This window comes from Kitasatospora sp. NPDC048194 (genome assembly GCF_043202455.1).
In the GTDB taxonomy this organism is placed as follows: Bacteria; Actinomycetota; Actinomycetes; order Streptomycetales; family Streptomycetaceae; genus Kitasatospora.
Genome location: NZ_JBIDAK010000004.1, coordinates 317,509 through 334,686 on the forward strand (window position 1 = coordinate 317,509; position 17,178 = coordinate 334,686).

The 17,178-nt window shown below is 72.8% G+C and carries 12 protein-coding genes and 1 pseudogene; 10 read left to right on the forward strand and 3 right to left on the reverse strand.

All coding sequences use genetic code 11. The features are described 5' to 3' along the window. The first annotated feature begins 27 nt into the window (after positions 1-27). Positions 28-1,050, forward strand: a complete 1,023-nt coding sequence (locus tag ACGF07_RS08405) for a LacI family DNA-binding transcriptional regulator (protein WP_392896603.1) — start codon at positions 28-30, stop codon at positions 1,048-1,050. Positions 1,051-1,116: 66 nt separating this feature from the next. Here ACGF07_RS08405 and ACGF07_RS08410 read toward each other — a convergent pair whose 3' ends face one another. Next, the gene (locus ACGF07_RS08410) at positions 1,117-2,589 is read right to left on the reverse strand and encodes an endo-1,4-beta-xylanase (protein WP_392896604.1); all 1,473 of its coding nucleotides are present in this window, start codon (positions 2,587-2,589) and stop codon (positions 1,117-1,119) included. 531 nt (positions 2,590-3,120) lie between these two features. On the opposite strand from ACGF07_RS08410, the gene ACGF07_RS08415 reads away from it, so the two are divergent. Together ACGF07_RS08415 and ACGF07_RS08420 are read left to right on the forward strand one after the other, a co-directional pair. Next, on the forward strand, positions 3,121-5,139 hold the full coding sequence (locus tag ACGF07_RS08415) for a glycoside hydrolase family 6 protein (RefSeq protein WP_392896606.1): 2,019 nt from the start codon (positions 3,121-3,123) through the stop codon (positions 5,137-5,139). 59 nt (positions 5,140-5,198) lie between these two features. Further along, on the forward strand, positions 5,199-6,683 hold the full coding sequence (locus tag ACGF07_RS08420; protein WP_392896608.1) for a cellulase family glycosylhydrolase: 1,485 nt from the start codon (positions 5,199-5,201) through the stop codon (positions 6,681-6,683). Here ACGF07_RS08420 and ACGF07_RS08425 read toward each other — a convergent pair whose 3' ends face one another. Further along, positions 6,684-7,718: a LacI family DNA-binding transcriptional regulator gene (locus ACGF07_RS08425; RefSeq protein ID WP_392896610.1), complete on the reverse strand. Its 1,035-nt coding sequence runs from the start codon at positions 7,716-7,718 to the stop codon at positions 6,684-6,686. 301 nt (positions 7,719-8,019) lie between these two features. Here ACGF07_RS08425 and ACGF07_RS08430 point away from each other — a divergent pair, with 301 nt between their 5' ends. From ACGF07_RS08430 to ACGF07_RS08460, 7 genes and pseudogenes are all read left to right on the forward strand, one after another. Continuing rightward, entirely contained in the window at positions 8,020-9,390 is a 1,371-nt protein-coding gene (locus ACGF07_RS08430) for an ABC transporter substrate-binding protein (protein WP_392896612.1), read from the forward strand. Between the two features lie 57 nt (positions 9,391-9,447). Further along, positions 9,448-10,431 carry a carbohydrate ABC transporter permease gene (locus ACGF07_RS08435; protein ID WP_392896614.1) on the forward strand — a complete coding sequence of 328 codons (984 nt, stop codon included), beginning with the start codon at positions 9,448-9,450 and terminating at the stop codon, positions 10,429-10,431. A 6-nt stretch (positions 10,432-10,437) separates the two neighbouring features. Further along, a complete protein-coding gene (locus tag ACGF07_RS08440) occupies positions 10,438-11,295 on the forward strand; it encodes a carbohydrate ABC transporter permease (protein WP_392896616.1) in 858 nt (285 codons plus the stop codon). A 41-nt stretch (positions 11,296-11,336) separates the two neighbouring features. Next, positions 11,337-12,800: a glycoside hydrolase family 1 protein gene (locus tag ACGF07_RS08445; protein ID WP_392896618.1), complete on the forward strand. Its 1,464-nt coding sequence runs from the start codon at positions 11,337-11,339 to the stop codon at positions 12,798-12,800. A 120-nt stretch (positions 12,801-12,920) separates the two neighbouring features. After that, positions 12,921-13,922 carry a LacI family DNA-binding transcriptional regulator gene (locus tag ACGF07_RS08450; RefSeq protein ID WP_392896620.1) on the forward strand — a complete coding sequence of 334 codons (1,002 nt, stop codon included), beginning with the start codon at positions 12,921-12,923 and terminating at the stop codon, positions 13,920-13,922. Between the two features lie 418 nt (positions 13,923-14,340). Next, positions 14,341-15,030: pseudogene (locus ACGF07_RS08455) on the forward strand (glycoside hydrolase family 11 protein); the annotation flags it as partial. Positions 15,031-15,050: 20 nt separating this feature from the next. Further along, a complete protein-coding gene (locus ACGF07_RS08460) occupies positions 15,051-15,356 on the forward strand; it encodes a non-reducing end alpha-L-arabinofuranosidase family hydrolase (RefSeq protein WP_392896622.1) in 306 nt (101 codons plus the stop codon). Between the two features lie 177 nt (positions 15,357-15,533). On the opposite strand, the gene ACGF07_RS08465 is transcribed toward ACGF07_RS08460, so the two are convergent. Next, positions 15,534-16,511, reverse strand: coding sequence for a glycoside hydrolase family 6 protein (locus ACGF07_RS08465; protein ID WP_392896624.1), 978 nt, complete (start codon positions 16,509-16,511; stop codon positions 15,534-15,536). Positions 16,512-17,178: the final 667 nt, after the last annotated feature.

Below are 17,178 nucleotides of genomic sequence, written 5' to 3' on the forward strand. Positions count from 1 at the left end.
CCAGCAGGGGCAGTGCAGGAGGAACCCGTGAACAGAGCGGCCACGCTCGCTGAGATCGCCCAGGAAGCAGGGGTCTCCGCACCGACTGTTTCGAAAGTCCTGAACGGGCGCGCCGACGTCGCCCCGGCCACCCGCGAGCGGGTGGAGGAACTGCTGCGCCGGCACGGGTACCGGCGGCGGCGCGGCAACCGCCGGGCGAGCCCGCTGCTGGAGCTGGTCTTCCACGAACTGGAGAGCGCCTGGGCGGTGGAGGTGATCCGCGGCGTCGAGAACGCGGTGCGCGAGGAGGGCCTGAGCATCGTGCTCTCCGAGTCCGCCGGGCACGGCCCCGGCCAGTCCTGGGTGGACGGCGTGCTCGCCCGACGCCCCACCGGTGTGGTGCTGGTGCTGTCCGACCTGGACCGCTCGCTGCGCGAGCAACTTGCCCGCCGCGACATCCCCTTCGTGGTGATGGACCCGGCCGGCGACCCCGGGCAGGAGGTGCCCGCCGTCGGCACGACCAACTGGGACGGCGGCCTCGCGGCGACCCGGCACCTGCTCGACCTCGGCCACCGCCGGATCGGCCTGATCGGCGGCCCCGCCCGGATGATGTGCAGCCGGGCCCGGGCCGACGGCTACCGGGCGGCTCTCGACATGGCGGGCATCCCGTACGACCCGGAACTCGTCCGCGAGGGCGACTTCCACCACGAGTCCGGACGCCGGCTCGGCCTGGAGCTGCTGCGCCTGCCGCAGCGCCCGACCGCCGTGTTCGCCGGGAACGACCTCCAGGCGCTCGGCCTGTACGAGGCCGCCCGCGAGGTGGGACTGCGCATCCCGGAGGACCTCAGTGTGGTCGGTTTCGACGACCTGCCGCTGGCGCGCTGGGTGGGCCCGCCGCTGACCACCGTGCGCCAGCCGCTGACCGAGATGGCCGAGACGGCGACCCGGCTGGTCATCGACCTGGCCCGCGGTGAGCGGCCCGGCACCCTGCGGGTGGACCTGGCCACCAGCCTGGTCGAACGCAGCAGCACCGCCCCGCCGCGAACGGCCGACGGGGCGGTGGGGCGGTAGTGCGAGGCGGTGCGGCCGGAGCGTACCGGGCCCGGCGCGGCCCCTCGGCCGCGCCGCTTCATGGTGTCAGCCGAGGGTCCACTGCTGGTTGCTCCGGCCGCTGCACGTCCACAGTTGGGCCAGGGCGCCGTCGACGGTGGAGGCTCCGGAGACGTCCAGGCACAGGCCGGACTGGACGCCGGTGACCGTGCCGTCGGCGTTGAGGTGCCACTGCTGGTTGGCCTGGCCGTTGCACGGCCAGACGACCACCTTGGTGCCGGCGGCGGTGCCCTGCCCGGAGGCGTCCAGGCACAGTCGGCCGCTGCCGTCGTAGACGCTCAGCTGGTCGCCCGGGGTGTGCGTCCAGATCTGGTTGGTACCGCCCCAGCAGCTGTAGATCTGCACCTGGGTGCCGGCCGCGGTCGAGGCGTTCGGCACGTCCAGGCACTTGCCGGCACCGACCGCGCGCAGCTCACCGGTGGTGCCGCCACCGCTGCCGGAGCCCGAGCCGCCGAGGGCGGAGAGCGCCGAGTAGTAGGCCGGCTTGGGCTGGAAGCCGCCGTCGTACATGGTGGCGGCGCCGGTGCCGGGGAAGGCCCCGGGGATCCAGGAGTGCGCGTCGTCCACGCCCCACTGGCTCACGCCCACGCAACGGGGGACGGCCAGGCAGGACCGGACCACCGCCGCGTAGTCGGCGGCCTGCTGCTGGAGCGCGGCGCCGGAGGCCGGTAGTTGGATGCGGTCGTCGAGTTCGGTGACGGCCACGTCCAGGCCGAGGTCCGCGAACCGCTGCAGGTTCGCCCTCAGGTCGGCGGGCACCTGGCCGAGGACGAAGTGGCTCTCGAACCCGATGCCGCCCAGTGGCACCCCCTGGGCGAGCAGCGTCCGGGCCAGGCCGTACAGCGCATCGCTCTTCGCGTTCACGCCCTCGATGCCGTAGTCGTTGATGTAGAGCCTGGCGCCCGGGTCGGCGGCGTGCGCCGTGCGCAGCGCGTCGGCGAAGTACTCGGCGCCCATCGCCCGGTAGAACACGTCCGGGACGAAGGAGCCGTCGCCGTTGAAGGGCTCGTTGATCACGTCCCAGGCGTACACCTGGCCCTTGTAGTGGGTGGCCTCGGCGGTGATGTGCGCCTCCATCGCGGAGCGCGCCTGGTCCAGCGGCAGGTTCGCGGCCCAGGCGGGGAGCTGGTTCTGCCACACCAGGTTGTGGCCGCGCACCCGCATGCCGTGCGTCCGGGCGAACTGGACGAGTCGGTCGCCCGGCCCGAAGTCGAACGAGCCGCGGGACGGCTCGATCGTGTCCCACTTCATCTCGTTGGCCGGGGTCAGCATGTCGAACTGCGCCCCGGCGACGGCGGTCTCCCCGGCGACGCCGAGGTCACCGCCCGTCAGGGCCGTGCCGAAGTACCGGCCGTTCGCTTCCGCCGCCGCCTTCAGCGTGCCGCCGGCCGCCACGGCCGGGGCCGTCGCGGCCAGGGCGCCGGTCGCGAGCACCAGTGCCACGGCCAGGACGGCGGCCCAGGCGTGGTGGATTCCGGTCAGGATCCTTCGGAGAGGCATGGTCGACCTCCAGAGTCGCTCCAGGGGGACGTGCACCCCGCGCTGTCGGCGGGTCGTGGCGCACGAGCGATGACGGCGGGCAGCCGTCGGTTCGGGGAATTCGGGGAAGGGGAGCACGGCGGCAGCCGTCCTGCGGACGGCGCCAGGGGTGTGGGTGGTGCTCCTGCGTGCCCCAGGTAACTCGGAGTGTGCGGGACGCGTCAATACGCAGTTGAATGTTTCGCCGATGTTTCGGAATGTCGGGCGGCTGAAGCCGTGCCGACCCCCGCTCCGCCGGCGGTCCGCAGGGCCGGGTCCGGGCCCGGCGGGGTGTGCCGCCCAGCTGCCCGGGTTGACCGCGGGAGCCCACCGGGCGTCCCGCTCGACGGCGTGTAAGTTTCAGCGGGCCGGTGGGAGCGCTCCCGCGCCTATTGACGGGCTTTCTCATGCCCTGGCTTGATGTGCAGGGGATCGCCACGCCCGGTCTGGGCGCGTTCCCACCCGAATCGGCGATCCCCTCAGGCACCCCCACCCATCCGAAAGGACCCGGACGTGCCCCAAACCGTCCTGCGCCGCCTGCGCACGGCAGCAGCCGCCGCGCTGCTCGGCGCCACCGGCCTGCTGCCGAGCATCGGAGCCGTCGCCCCGGCACACGCCGCGCCCGCCCGCACGACCCCCGCGCAAGCCGCCGTCCACGTGGCCAACCCGTTCGCCGGTGCCACCGGCTACCTCAACCCCGACTACGCGGCCGAGGTCAAGGCCCAGGCCGCCGCCGACGGCGGCACCCTCGGCGCCCTCGAGTCCCAGGTCGCCGCCAACCCCACCGCCGTCTGGATGGACCGCATCGGCGCGATCGCCGGCGACGCCACCCACCTCGGCCTCCAGGCCCACCTGGACCACGCGCTCGCCCAGCAGCAGCAGAGCGGCACCCCGGTCGTCTTCCAGGTCGTCGTCTACGACCTCCCGGGCCGGGACTGCGCCGCCATCGCCTCCAACGGGGAACTCCCGGCCACCGCAGCCGGGTTGGCCACCTACGAGACGCAGTACATCGACCCGATCGCGGCCGTCCTGGCCAACCCGAAGTACGCCGGCCTCCGGGTCGCGGCCATCATCGAGCCGGACTCCCTGCCCAACGCCGTGACCAACCAGTCCAAGCCGGCCTGCGCCACCGCGACCCCGTACTACGAATCGGGCATCGAGTACGCGCTCAACAAGCTGCACGCGATCCCCAACGTGTACGACTACCTCGACATCGGCCACGCGGGCTGGCTCGGGTGGTCCAACAACATGGTGCCCGCGGGCCGGGAGTACGCCAAGGTCGCCCAGGCCACCACCGCCGGATTCGCCAGCGTCGACGGCTTCGTCAGCGACACCGCCAACACCACTCCGCTGACCGAGCCGTTCCTGACCGACCCCGACCTGACGGTGGGCGGGCAGCCGCTCAAGTCGGCCAACTTCTACCAGTACAACCCCGCGTTCGACGAGTACCACTACGACAACGCGATGTACTCCACCCTGGTGTCCAACGGGTTCCCGAGCAGCATCGGCATGCTGGTCGACACCTCGCGCAACGGCTGGGGCGGCCCCGCCCGGCCCACCGCGCTCAACTCCGCCCCCACCACGGTGGACGCGTACGTCGCGGCCAACAAGGTCGACCAGAAGCCCTTCCGCGGCGACTGGTGCAACGTCAACGGCGCCGGCATCGGCGCCCGCCCGCAGTCCCTGCCGTACGGCGCGGGCAGCCCGATCATCGCGTTCCTCTGGGTCAAGCCGCCGGGCGAGTCGGACGGCGACTACCCGGACGCCTCCCACCCGCACGGCGACCCGCACTGCGACCCGAGCGGCACCCAGACCGACGGGAACGGCAACACCTACCCCACCGACGCCATCCCCGGGTCCAACATCCCGGCCGGGCAGTGGTTCCCCGTCCAGTTCCGGCAGTTGGTGCAGAACGCCTACCCGGCGTTCGGCGGCTCCACCGGCACCGGCCCGACCGCGCCGAGCGGGCTGACCGTCACGGGCGCCACCGCCAGCAGCGTGTCGCTCAGCTGGACGGCGTCCACCGGCCCCGCGGGCGTGACCGGCTACGCGGTGTACCGCAACGGCACCAAGGTCGCGACCGTGACCGGCACGAGCTACACGGACTCCGGGCTCTCCCCCGCCACCGCGTACCGGTACACCGTCACCGCGCAGGACGCGGCCGGGAACGTCTCCCCCGCCTCCGCGGCGGTGACCGCCACCACGGCGACGTCGGGCGGCGGTGGCAGTAGCGGCTGCTCCGCCACCTACGCGGTCGCCAACGACTGGGGCAGCGGCTTCACGGCCAACGTGACCGTGACCAACACGGGCACCTCGGCGACCAGGTCCTGGACGGTCACCTGGAGCTGGGGCGGCAACCAGCAGATCACCAACAGCTGGAACGCCACCACCGCCCAGAGCGGCACCGCGGTGACGGCCACCAGCCAGGCCTACAACGGCGCGCTGGCACCGAACGCCAGCACCGGCTTCGGCTTCCAGGCGGCGTACTCGGGCGGCAACACCGCTCCGTCCCTGACCTGCACCGCGAGCTGACCCCTCCCCCGCCGGGGCCGCATCCGGCGGCCCCGGCCCCCACTCCCGAGGAGCTCGGCATGCCCCGGACTTCACCTCGCCGCACCACCGCTGCGCTGGCGGCCGCCACCGCCGCGTGCGCCGCCCTGGCAGTCCTCCCCCTCACCGCCTCGGCGGCCCCCGCCGCCGGCCCTTCCTGCAGCGTGGCGTACGCCGTCAACGACTGGGGCAGCGGCTTCACCGCCAACGTCACCATCACCGACACCGGCACCACCCCCGTCAACGGCTGGACCCTCGGCTACAGCTACCCCGGCAACCAGACCCTCCAGAACGGCTGGAACGGCACCTGGACCCAGACCGGGCGAACGGTCACCGTCACCAACCCCTCCTACGCCCCCACCATCGACCCCGGCGGCGCCTACACCACCAGCGCCAACTTCTCCTACACCGGCACCAACACCGCCCCCACCGCCTTCACCCTCAACGGCACCCCCTGCGGGCCGCCACCGAGCCCGTCCCCGAGCCCGACGCCGACCCCGACCCCGACCCCGGACGGGCCGGCACCCGCCGTGCACGTCTCCGGCAACACGCTGGCGAGGGCCGACGGCACCCCGATCACCCTGCACGGGGTCAACCGCTCCGGGGCCGAATTCATGTGCGTCCAGGGCCACGGCTTCTTCGACGGCCCGGCCGACCAGACGTCCGTCGCCGCGATCAAGGCCTGGCACGTCAACGCCGTCCGGGTGCCGCTCAACGAGGACTGCTGGCTCGGCCACCCCGACGTCGACCCCGCCTACGCCGGCCCGGCCTACATCGACGCGGTGCGCGGCTACGTCGACCTGCTGCACCGCAACGGCCTGGTCGCCGTCCTGGACCTGCACTGGACCGACGGCGCGTACACCGGCCCCTCCGCCGGCTGCTCCGACGCCAACGCCACCTGCCAGAAGCCCATGCCGGACGCCGCCGGCGCCCTCCCGTTCTGGACCTCGGTGGCGCGGACCTTCAAGGGCGACGACGCGACCCTCCTCGACCTGTTCAACGAACCGTACCCGTCCCGCGCCACCGGGAGCGAGACCAGCGGCTGGGCCTGCTGGCGGGACGGCGGCAGCTGTCCCGGCATCGGCTACCAGGTCGCCGGCATGCAGGCGATGGTCGACGCGGTCCGCTCGACCGGCGCGGACAACGTCCTGCTGCTGGGCGGCCTGGAGTACGCCAACGACCTCAGCCAGTGGGCCTCGTACCAACCGGCCGACCCGCTGCACAACCTGGCCGCCTCCTGGCACTCGTACAACTTCAACGCGTGCGGCACGGCCTCCTGCTGGGACGCGCAGATCGCTCCGCTGGCGGCCCGCGTGCCCGTCGTGACCGGGGAACTGGGTGAGAACGACTGCGCGCACGGCTACCTGGACACCCTGCTGCCGTGGCTGGACCGGCACGGCGTCTCCTACCTCGCCTGGGCCTGGAACACCTGGGACTGCGGCAGCGGCCCCGCCCTGATCAGCTCCTACGACGGCACGCCGACGGCCTTCGGCGCCGGCTACCGCGCCCACCTCGCGGGCTCGTAGTCACGCCGACTCCCGCACCACCAGTTCCGTCGGCAGGACCGTCTGCCGGCGGAACCGGCCCGGCCGGGCGATCTCCTCGAGCAGCAGCTGGACCATCAACCGGCCCATCTCCTCGGTGGGTTGGCGCACACTGGTGAGCGGCGGGTCGGTGTGCCGGGCCACCACGGAGTCGTCGAACCCGATCACGGCGACGTCCTGCGGCACCCGGCGGCCGGCCTCGCGCAGCGCCCGCAGGGCACCGGCCGCCATCAGGTCAGAGGCGCAGAACACCGCGTCCAGGCCGGGTCGGCGGGCGAGCAGTTCCCGCATGCCGTCGCGGCCGCCGCGCTCGGTGAAGTCCCCGTGGGCGACGAGCCCTTCGTCGGCCGGCACCCCGGCCTCGGCGAGCGCCTGGTGGTAGCCGGCCAGACGCGCCGCGGCGCCCTCCATGTCGAGCGGCCCGGTGACGGTCCCGACGGCCGTCCTGCCCCGGGCCAGCAGGTGCCGGACGGCCGCCCGGGCGCCGCCCGCGTTGTCGGCGTGCACGTAGCTCAGCGGCTCCTGGGCGGAGCGTCGGCCGCCCAGCACGGCGGGCAGTTCCAACCGCTCCAGCAGTTCGGGGAGCGGATCGTCCTCGTGCACCGAGACCAGCAGCACCCCGTCCACCCGGCGCGCGGTGAGGTAGCGCGCCAGCCGTTCCCGCTCGCGTTCGTCGCGCACCAGTACGAGCAGCAACTGCAGGTCGGAATCGGCGAGTTCGGCGGACACCCCGGTGATGATGTCGGAGAAGTACGGTTCGGAGCTCAGCTTCGCGACGCTCTCGGGGATGACCAGCGCGACCGCGTCCGTCCGGGACGTGACCAGCGAGCGCGCCGCCTGGTTGGGGACGTAGCCGAGTTCCGCGATGGCCTGCTCGACCGCCGCACGGGCCTTGGCACTCACCTTGGGCGAGCCGTTGACGACCCGCGACACCGTGCCCCGGCCCACTCCGGCCCGCGCCGCCACGGCTTCCAGGGTGGGGCGGGCAGCGGGCTCCTGCTCTGCGGCTCGGCTCATGATCGCTCTCCTGGCGGGCGGTGGACGGCGGGCGGAAGACGACGGACGGCGGACGGCGTGCGGCGGGCACCGCAGCGCGATGGCCGCGGCTACGGCGACCGCGCCGAGGCGGGCCGGACGACACGTTCCGGTAACGGACCCGTTGCTCGCCCTTGACACTCCTCGCGCGGCGAAGCAATCTTCCCACATCGCAGTGGGAGCGCTCCCACACATCCTGTGCGGATGCCCCCACAGCTCCCGGCGCCGCCGGCCGCCCCCTGCGCGGCGCAGCCATGGACCACCTGGACAAGGAGATTCGGCCATGCGGAACCCCGGCACCACCCTCGGCGGCAGAGCCGCCACCACGCTCCCCGTACGCCACGCCAACCGAGCGCGCACGGCGCGCCGGCACCTGCTGAGCACCGCCACCGCGGCCCTGTGCGCCCTGCTGGTGGCCGGCTGCGGCAGCGGCGGCTCCGCCACCAGCGCGGCCCCCGGAGGCAGGATCACCCTCACCGTCGGTGACTACGGCACCTTCGGCTTCAAGCAGGCCGGCCTGTTCGACGCCTACATGCGGGAGCATCCCGGCATCACCATCGTCGAGCACACCGTCGAGCAGGAGACCGACTACTACCCCGCCCTGCAGACCCACCTCGCCTCCGGCAGCGGCCTGGACGACGTCCAGGCGGTCGAGGTGGGCCGGATCGCCCAGATCGTGAAGAAGCAGGCCGACAAGTTCGTCGACCTCGGCAAGGCCGACGGGGTCGCCAAGGACGCCTTCCTGCCGTGGAAGTCCCAGCAGGCCACCACCTCGGACGGCCGCACCATCGGCCTCGGCACCGACATCGGCCCGATGGCGATCTGCTACCGCAAGGACCTGTTCCAGCAGGCCGGGCTGCCCACCGACCGCGACCAGGTGGCCGAGCTCTGGCAGGGCGACTGGGCCCGGTTCCTGGAGACCGGCAAGCAGTACCAGGCCAAGGCGCCCGCCGGGACCTTCTTCACCGACTCCGCCGGCGGGCTGTTCAACGCCGTGGTGTCCTCCAGCGCCACGCAGTACGACGACGGCGGCGGCCGGCTGGCCTACAAGGACAGCCCCGGCGTCAAGAACGCCTGGAACCTGGCCACCGGCGCGATCCAGGCCGGGATCAGCGCCGGCCTCAAGCAGTTCGACACCCCGTGGTACCAGGCGTTCGCCAACTCCAGGTTCGCCACCGTCGCCTGCCCGTCCTGGATGACGGCCATCGTCGCCGACAAGTCCGGGAGCGCCAACAAGGGCAAGTGGGACATCGCCACCGCACCGGCCGCCGGCAACTGGGGCGGGTCCTTCCTCGCCGTGCCGAAGGCCGGCAAGCACCAGAAGGAGGCCGCGGCGCTCGCCGCCTGGCTCACCGCACCCGAGCAGCAGGCGAAGGTCTTCACCACGGTCGGCAACCTGCCCTCCAACCTCGAGGCACTGAACCGGCCGGAGGTGCAGAACGCCACGCTCGACTTCTTCGGCGACACGCCCACCGGCCGGATCTACGCCGCCACCGCGCAGTCCATCCGGCCGAACGTGATCGGCGAGTGGGACGGCCTGGTCAAGGACACCCTCACCAACGGCGCCCTGCTCAGCATCGAGCAGCACCAGAGCGACCCCGCCAAGGCGTGGAGCAACGCGGTCAAGGAGATCGACGACAAGGTCGGCGACTGACGGCCGACCCCGGCCGTCCGGGCCCGGACGGCCCCGTGTTCCAGAGAGGTCACCACCATGCTCGACGAGGCCGTCCCGGCCACCGCCCCCGGCCCGCCCCGCCCCGCTCCCCCACCTCCCCGCCCCTGGCGCACCCGCCTCTACCGGTGGGACCTGAAGGCCTCGCCGTACCTGTACGTCGCGCCCTTCTTCGTCTGCTTCCTGGCGTTCGGCCTGTTCCCGCTGCTCTACACGGGCTGGGTGTCGCTGCACAGCGTCGACCTGCAGACGCCCGACCGGATGCAGTGGCGCGGCTTCGGCAACTACACCCGGCTGTTCCAGGACGAGCTGTTCCGCAACGCGCTGCGCAACACCGTCACCATCGGCGTGCTGTCCACCGTGCCGCAGTTGCTGATGGCTCTCGGCCTGGCCCACCTCCTCAACTACCGCCTGCGCGGCCGGGGCTTCTTCCGGATCGCGATGCTCGCGCCCTACGCGACCTCGATCGCGGCGGCGACCCTGGTGTTCACGCTGCTGTTCGGCCGGGACTACGGGATGATCAACTGGCTGCTGGGCCACCTGGGCCTCGGCCACGTCGACTGGGAGGGCGGCACCTGGAGCTCGCAGATCGCCGTCTCCACGATCGTCACCTGGCGTTGGACCGGCTACAACGCCCTGATCTACCTCGCCGCAATGCAGGCCGTCCCGCCCGACCTGTACGAGGCGGCGGCGCTCGACGGCGCCAACCGGTGGCAGCAGTTCCGGCACGTCACGGTGCCGTCGATCCGCCCCACCATCCTGTTCACCGTCGTCGTCTCCGGCATCGGCGCCACCCAGCTCTTCGGCGAGCCCCTGCTGTTCGGCGGCGGGGCGACCGGTCACAGCGGCGGCTCGGCCCACCAGTACCAGACCCTCGGCCTGTACCTGTACGACCAGGGCTGGTACGCCTTCCACCTCGGCCGGGCCGCCGCCGTGGCCTGGACGATGCTGCTGATCCTGCTGGCCATCGGCGCGCTCAACCTCGGCCTGGTCCGAATCCGCCGCGCCCGGAACGGGGGTTGAGCACCGATGGCCGTCAAAGCGGTGCGCCGTGCCGGAGCACGGGGCCTCACCGGAGCCGGGCCGTTCACCTACGCGGTGCTGGTCCTCGTCGCCGTCCTGTCCCTCTTCCCGCTGTACTGGACCCTGGTCGGCGCCTCGACCTCCGGCAGCCGGATCGCCCGGACCCCGCCGCCCCTGCTGCCCGGCGGGAGCCTGTGGCACAACCTCGACATCGCCTGGAACCAGGTCCACATGGGCCGGGCGCTGCTCAACTCGGTGGTCGTGGCGAGCTGCGTGACCGCCAGCACGGTGCTGTTCGCGACCCTGGCCGGCTTCGCCTTCGCCAAACTGCGGTTCCGGGGCCGGGGCGCCCTGCTGAGCCTGGTCGTGGCGACCATGACCGTGCCCGCCCAGCTGAGCGTCATCCCGCTGTACCAGATCATGGCGCAGCTGCACTGGACCGACCGGTTGCAGTCGGTGATCCTGCCGAACCTGGTGGCCGCCTTCGGGGTGTTCTTCATGCGGCAGTTCCTCTCCGAGGCGCTGCCCGTCGACCTGGTCGAGGCGGCCCGGGTGGACGGCGCGAGCAGCCTGCGGATCCTGTGGAGCGTGGTGCTGCCGATCGCCCGGCCCGGCATGGCCGTGCTCGGCATGCTGGTCTTCGTGCAGTCCTGGAACGACTTCTTCTGGCCGCTGATCGCGCTGAGCCAGAGCAATCCCACCGTCCAGGTCGCGCTGGCCGGCCTCGGCGGCGGATCGTACGACTCCGACCAGGCCGTCATCCTCACCGGCTCGCTGATCGGGACCGCACCGCTGCTGCTGGTGTTCGCCCTGCTGGGCAGGCACGTCGTCAGCGGCATCACGGCCGGCGCGGTCAAGAACTGACGTACCGTTCACCCAACTCACCGGAAACGGAGAAGCCAGCGATGACTTCCGCACAAACCGGTTCGGCCCCGGCCGACAGCTCGGCCACCGCCTTCCCCTCCGGCTTCCTCTGGGGAGCCGCGACAGCCGCCTACCAGGTCGAGGGGGCCGTCGACGTGGACGGCCGGACGCCCTCCATCTGGGACACCTTCAGCCGGACCCCGGGGCGCACCGCCGGCGGCGACACCGGCGACCGGGCCACCGAGCACTACCTCCGCTACCGGCAGGACGTCCGGCTGATGAGCGAACTGGGCCTGGGCGCCTACCGGTTCTCCGTGTCCTGGTCCCGGGTGCAGCCGACCGGACGCGGGCCCGCCGTCGAACGGGGTCTGGACTTCTACCGGCGCCTGGTGGACGAGCTGCTGGAGCACGGCATCGAACCCGCGGTGACGCTCTACCACTGGGACCTGCCGCAGGAGCTGGAGGACGTGGGCGGCTGGCCCGTCCGCGACACCGCGAGGCGGTTCGCGGACTACACCGCACTCGTGGCCCAGGCTCTCGGCGACCGGGTGCGCATCTGGACCACCCTCAACGAACCCTGGTGCTCCGCCTTCCTGGGGTACGGCTCCGGCGTGCACGCCCCGGGCCGGGCCGACTGGACGGCCGCCCTGCGCGCGGCCCACCACCTCAACCTCGGCCACGGCCTCGCGGTCGAGACGCTGCGCGCGGCGCTGCCCCGGGACGCGCGGATCGCCGTGTCGCTCAACCTGCACGAGGTGCGCCCGCTCACCGGCTCCGCCGCGGACCGCGAGGCCGTCCGCCGGATCGACGCGGTGGGCAACCGCGTCTTCACCGGACCGATGCTGGACGGCGGTTACCCCGACGACCTGCTCGCCGACACGGACCACCTGGTCGACTGGGCGGCGCTGGTCCAGGACGGCGACCCGGCGGCGATCGCCCGGCCGATCGACCTGCTGGGTGTCAACTACTACACCCCCACCGTGGTGTCCGCCCTGCCGGAGGGCGCGGCCCCGGACCCGGTGGCCGCACGCGACGCCGGCCACGGCGACGGCGCCCAGTCCCCCTTCCCCGGCTGTGCCGACGTGCTCTTCCACCGCGCGCCCGGCCCGCGCACCGCCATGGACTGGCCGATCGACCCGACCGGCCTGACCGACCTGCTGCTGCGCCTCCACCGCGAACACCCCGGCCTGCCGCTGATGGTCACCGAGAACGGTGCCGCCTTCGACGACCTCCCGACCCCGCAGGGCGCGGTGCACGATCCGCAGCGCATCGACTACCTGCGCGGACACCTCGGCGCCGTCCGGCGGGCGATCGCCGCCGGCGCGGACGTGCGGGGGTACTTCCTCTGGTCGCTGATGGACAACTTCGAGTGGTCGTACGGCTACGGCAAGCGCTTCGGCCTGTACTACGTGGACTACGACACCCAGGCCCGGATCGCCAAGGACAGTGCCCGCTGGTACGCGGAGGTGATCCGCCGGGGCGCGCTGCCCGACCTGGACGGGTGAGCGGTCGGATCCCTTGACGGCGCCCTGCCGACCGCCGAAGCTGGCAGCGGTGGGTGAACAGGTGCGCACGGTGGGTTCGGGGTGCGGTTCCCGTGTCGAGGATCGATCCAGGACGGCCCCATGTCGCAGCCCTTCCCCAGCAACGACCCTGCTCCGACCCTGGCCGAGGTGGCCCGGCGGGCCGGTGTCTCCATCGCGACCGCCTCCCGCGTGCTGAACCGTTCCGCCCGGGTCTCCGCCGACGTGGCGGCCCGGGTGGAACGGGCGGTGCGCGAGCTGGCGTACGTCCGCCGCCGGGCGCCCAGTGCCGGGGAGACCGGCGTGGTGGCCGTCGTGGTCTTCGCCGACCCGCGGCAGTACCACGCGGACTCCTTCCCGGCGCGGCTGCTGGCCGGCCTGCGGCGCTCCCCGCTCGGCGCGGAGCGGGAGTTGGCCGTCTTCACGGTCCCCAGGCGCTCCCGGCGGCCCCCACTGGTGCGCTACCTGTGCGGCGGCCACGTCGACGGGGTGCTGCTGGTGGGCCCCTGGGGCGATACCGCGCTCGTCCGCCTGCTGCACGCCGCCAGGGTGCCCGTGGTGTCACTGGGCCGACCGCCGGAGCCGGGCACGGTGGCCTTCGTGGACGCGGACAACCTCACCGGTGCCAGGGAGGCGGTGCGGCGCCTGCACGCGTCCGGGCGCCGTTCGGTGGCCACCATCGCCGGGCCCCCGGACACCGCCGCCGGGTCGGACCGGCTGGCCGGCTACCGGGCGATGGCCACCCTGCTCGCCTTCCGACCCGCCGTGGCGCACGGCGACTTCAGCAGCGCCTCCGGCGAGCACGCGATGCAGTGGCTGCTGGACCAGCGCCCCGAGCTGAACGCGGTGTTCGCCGCCTCCGACCAGATGGCCGCCGGCGCCCTCAGGACCTTGCGACGGCACGGCCTGCGGGTGCCCGAGGACGTGGCACTGATCGGCTTCGACGACGCCCCCGTCGCGGCCAGGTGCCGCCCGGCGCTCACCACGGTCCGCCAGCCGGTGGAGGAACTCGGCTCGCGCGCCCTGGAGTTGCTGCTGCGCAACCCGGCACCCGGCGAATCGGTGGTGCTGCCCACCCGGCTGGTCGTCCGGGCCTCGGGCTGAACGTGCTCGGTCCGCTCTGCGCGCCGCTCATGACCGGGGCCCGCCGGCGCGCCGGCGCGTCCGCGCCACTGGACTCCGAAGGCTGGTGGCCGAGGGCTGCCGGGCTGCCGGGCTGCCGGTGCGAAACTTTCGAACGACCTGTGAAAGTTACAGCCGGTTCCGGGCAGGGCCGGGCGGCGGCGCCACCGCCGCACTCGCAGATCCATGGGCTTGACCAGGAATTCCCGGCGTGAACGGCAGGCCCGGGAGCCCACCGATCCTTTCGCTCACTCCGCCGAAAGTGTTGACATCTTGTCGAGTGCAGGCCAACACTGGCGCCGTTCTTCCCTGCGCTGCGGCGCGGCGTCGTCCGGCCCACCCATCCGCTGGTGTCACCGACAGCGCAGAGTCCCCACTCGTCGGCAGAACGGATCACCCCGTGAATCCTCCCCACCCCACGAGCCGCAGGACCGGGCGCTTCCGGCGGTTCGTCCGCCGAGCGCCACTCCTGGTGCCGGCCCTCGCGACCGCCCTCCTCCTGCCCGGCACCGCTGACGCCGCCACCGTGACGACGAACCGGACCGGCACGGACGGCGGCTACTTCTACTCCTTCTGGACCGAGGGCACCGGTGCGGTGTCGATGTCGCTGGACGGCGGCGGCCGCTACGGCACCTCCTGGAACAACGCCGGCAACTTCGTCGCGGGCAAGGGCTGGGGCACCGGCTCACGCAAGCCGGTGACGTACTCGGGCTCCTGGAGCACCGACGGCAACGCCTACCTGTCGCTCTACGGCTGGAGCACCAACCCGCTCGTCGAGTACTACATCGTCGACAACTACGGCTCCTACAAGCCCACCGGTGCGTACAAGGGCACCGTGACCAGTGACGGCGGCACCTACGACATCTACGAGACGACGCGCTACAACGCCCCCTCGATCGAGGGCATCAGGACCTTCAACCAGTACTGGAGCGTCCGTCGGGACCGGCGGACCGGCGGGACGATCACCGTCGCGAACCACTTCGACGCGTGGGCCAGGAACGGCATGAACCTCGGCACCATGAACTACGAGATCCTCGCCACCGAGGGCTACCGGAGCAGCGGCCGCTCCGACATCACCGTGGGCTCCTCCAGGACCGCAACCAGTACCTCGTGATCGTCGAGGCCCGCGGCACCAACGAACACCGCTACTTCCGCTCCTTCACCGCCACCACCCTCAACGGCCCCTGGACCCCCCAAGCCACCACCGAGAACAACCCCTTCGCCGGCAAAGCCAACAGCGGCACCACCTGGACCGACGACATCAGCCACGGCGACCTCATCCGCGACAACCCCGACCAGACCATGACCATCGACCCCTGCCACCTCCAACTCCTCTACCAGGGCAAGCCCCCCACCGCCACCGGCCCCTACGACCAACTCCCCTGGCAGCCGGCCCTCCTCACCCTCCAGCGCTGACCGGCACGCGCCACCACCGGGAGCCCCGGCCGCCGAGCCGGCCGGGGCTCCCCACAGCGTCCGATCAGCGCCCGGCCCCACGGGCCCGTGGGGCCGCGGGCCGCGCAGGGCCGGCAGGTGCCGTACCGCGACGCCGCGCGTCGACTCGCCGGCTCCGCCGAGGGAAAGGTCCTCGGCTCAGTAGCCGAAGATCATGTTGTAGGCGACCTGCGGCAGGAACTGTCCCGCCGTCGATCCGGCGCCCACGCCGCAGTTGCCGTCGGACTCGCCCGGCGCCTTGATCCACAGCAGCATCTCGGCTCCGCCGCCGCCGTACTGCGTGGGCGTGCCGATCCGGCGTCCGGGCGGGTTGCACCAGGCGCCGTTCGATCCGTTGCCGTTGCGGCTGGTGTCGACGACGTACGGTTTGGTGAAGCCGTTGGACGCCCGGAGGGCGGCGTTCACGGCGTCGCCGTAGGCCGTGTTCTGCCCGGTGTCGACGTAGTTCGACACGTTCAGCGAGAATCCGTGCGCTCCGCTCACCCCGGCCGCGGCCAGGTGCTGGGCCATGGTCGAGGCGCTGAGCCAGGCGGGGTTCCCGGCGTCCAGGTAGACCCGGGTGTTCGGGGCTTTGGCGTTGAACTGCGCGATGGCGTTGCGCAGCATGGCGTTGCGCTCGTCGATCTGACCGGCGCTCATGCAGCTCTGGTCGCCGAGCGCGTCGGGCTCGAGGATGACCACCGCCGGCCGGTTGCCGATGCCGCTGGCGAAGGCAGCGATCCAGGTGGCGTACTCGGCGGCGGACCCGGCGCCGCCGCCGGACTGGCCGGCGCAGATGTCCCGGTTGGGGATGTTGTAGGCCGCCAGGACCGGCAGCTTGCCCCGGGCGGCAGCGGCGCCCGCGTAGGCGCCGGTGGCCGTGCCGATGGTGCCGCTCCAGTTGCCGAACCAGCGGGCCGTCGGCACGGAGGCGATCGAGGAGCGGATGGCGGCGGCCCGGCCGTCGCCGGGGTTGGCGTTGAGCCACTGCTGGGCGCTGGAGTCCGGGTCGACGTAGAAACCGCCGGCCAGGGTGGTGGGGTCGGCGGCGTGGGCGGCTCCGGGCTGGACCGCGGCCAGGAGCAGGGTCAGGGCGGGGGCCAGGAGCAGGGACAGCCTGCGAAGCGAGCGGCGCACGGGCTTCCTCCACGGGGTGGGGGTGGACGTGGGGAGGTTGGTGGGAGCGCTTCCACGTGTCAGGATGATTGGGCCCGACCGAACGTGCCGTCAAGAGCGCGCACGGCAAGTGCCGGACGGTGCCCTGGCGTTGAGGGGACCGACGGGGGTGGCGGACGGAGCAGGGTGGCCACGCGGAACCGAGCCGCCCGGCCTCGAGGGCTGTCCCGTGACGGACCTCCGAGAAGGCCGCCGGGCTCTGCCGACGGTGGGCCGCCAGGACGATCGAGGGGTGGCTCTCGCGGGGGATGCCGATCGTGCGTGCAGCCGACGCGCCGTCGTGGGGATTCGTCGACCGTGGGGGTCATGCCGATCACACGCCCCGCCCTCCCGCTCGGCGACACCGAGCGCCCCGTCCCCGTCTGGGCCCTCCGGCTCGCCAAGGCCCTCCCGTTCGTGGTGCTGCCCCACTGCCCGTGGCGACTGCCGTTCGCCGCCGACTTCCGGATGGGCACGATCGACCCTGCGGCGCCGGTCGCTCCCTGGTGGACTCCGTGCTACGTCGTCGGGCTCAGTGTGCTCACCGAGGCGCTGGCTCTGCTGACCACCGGGCTGGTGGCCGGCTGGGGTAAAGGTGGTGCCGCGCTGGGTGCCGTTCGTCGGTGGCCGGCGGGTGGCGCCGTTCGCC

What these genes read in the sequence shown, in the direction of transcription:
- ACGF07_RS08425 (WP_392896610.1), bottom strand. Translation starts at nt 7,718, where the DNA reads ATGAGCCGAGCCGCAGAGCAGGAGCCCGCTGCCCGCCCCACCCTGGAA.
- ACGF07_RS08445 (WP_392896618.1), top strand. Translation starts at nt 11,337, where the DNA reads ATGACTTCCGCACAAACCGGTTCGGCCCCGGCCGACAGCTCGGCCACC.
- ACGF07_RS08420 (WP_392896608.1), top strand. Translation starts at nt 5,199, where the DNA reads ATGCCCCGGACTTCACCTCGCCGCACCACCGCTGCGCTGGCGGCCGCC.
- ACGF07_RS08440 (WP_392896616.1), top strand. Translation starts at nt 10,438, where the DNA reads ATGGCCGTCAAAGCGGTGCGCCGTGCCGGAGCACGGGGCCTCACCGGA.
- ACGF07_RS08410 (WP_392896604.1), bottom strand. Translation starts at nt 2,589, where the DNA reads ATGCCTCTCCGAAGGATCCTGACCGGAATCCACCACGCCTGGGCCGCC.
- ACGF07_RS08450 (WP_392896620.1), top strand. Translation starts at nt 12,921, where the DNA reads ATGTCGCAGCCCTTCCCCAGCAACGACCCTGCTCCGACCCTGGCCGAG.
- ACGF07_RS08430 (WP_392896612.1), top strand. Translation starts at nt 8,020, where the DNA reads ATGCGGAACCCCGGCACCACCCTCGGCGGCAGAGCCGCCACCACGCTC.
- ACGF07_RS08435 (WP_392896614.1), top strand. Translation starts at nt 9,448, where the DNA reads ATGCTCGACGAGGCCGTCCCGGCCACCGCCCCCGGCCCGCCCCGCCCC.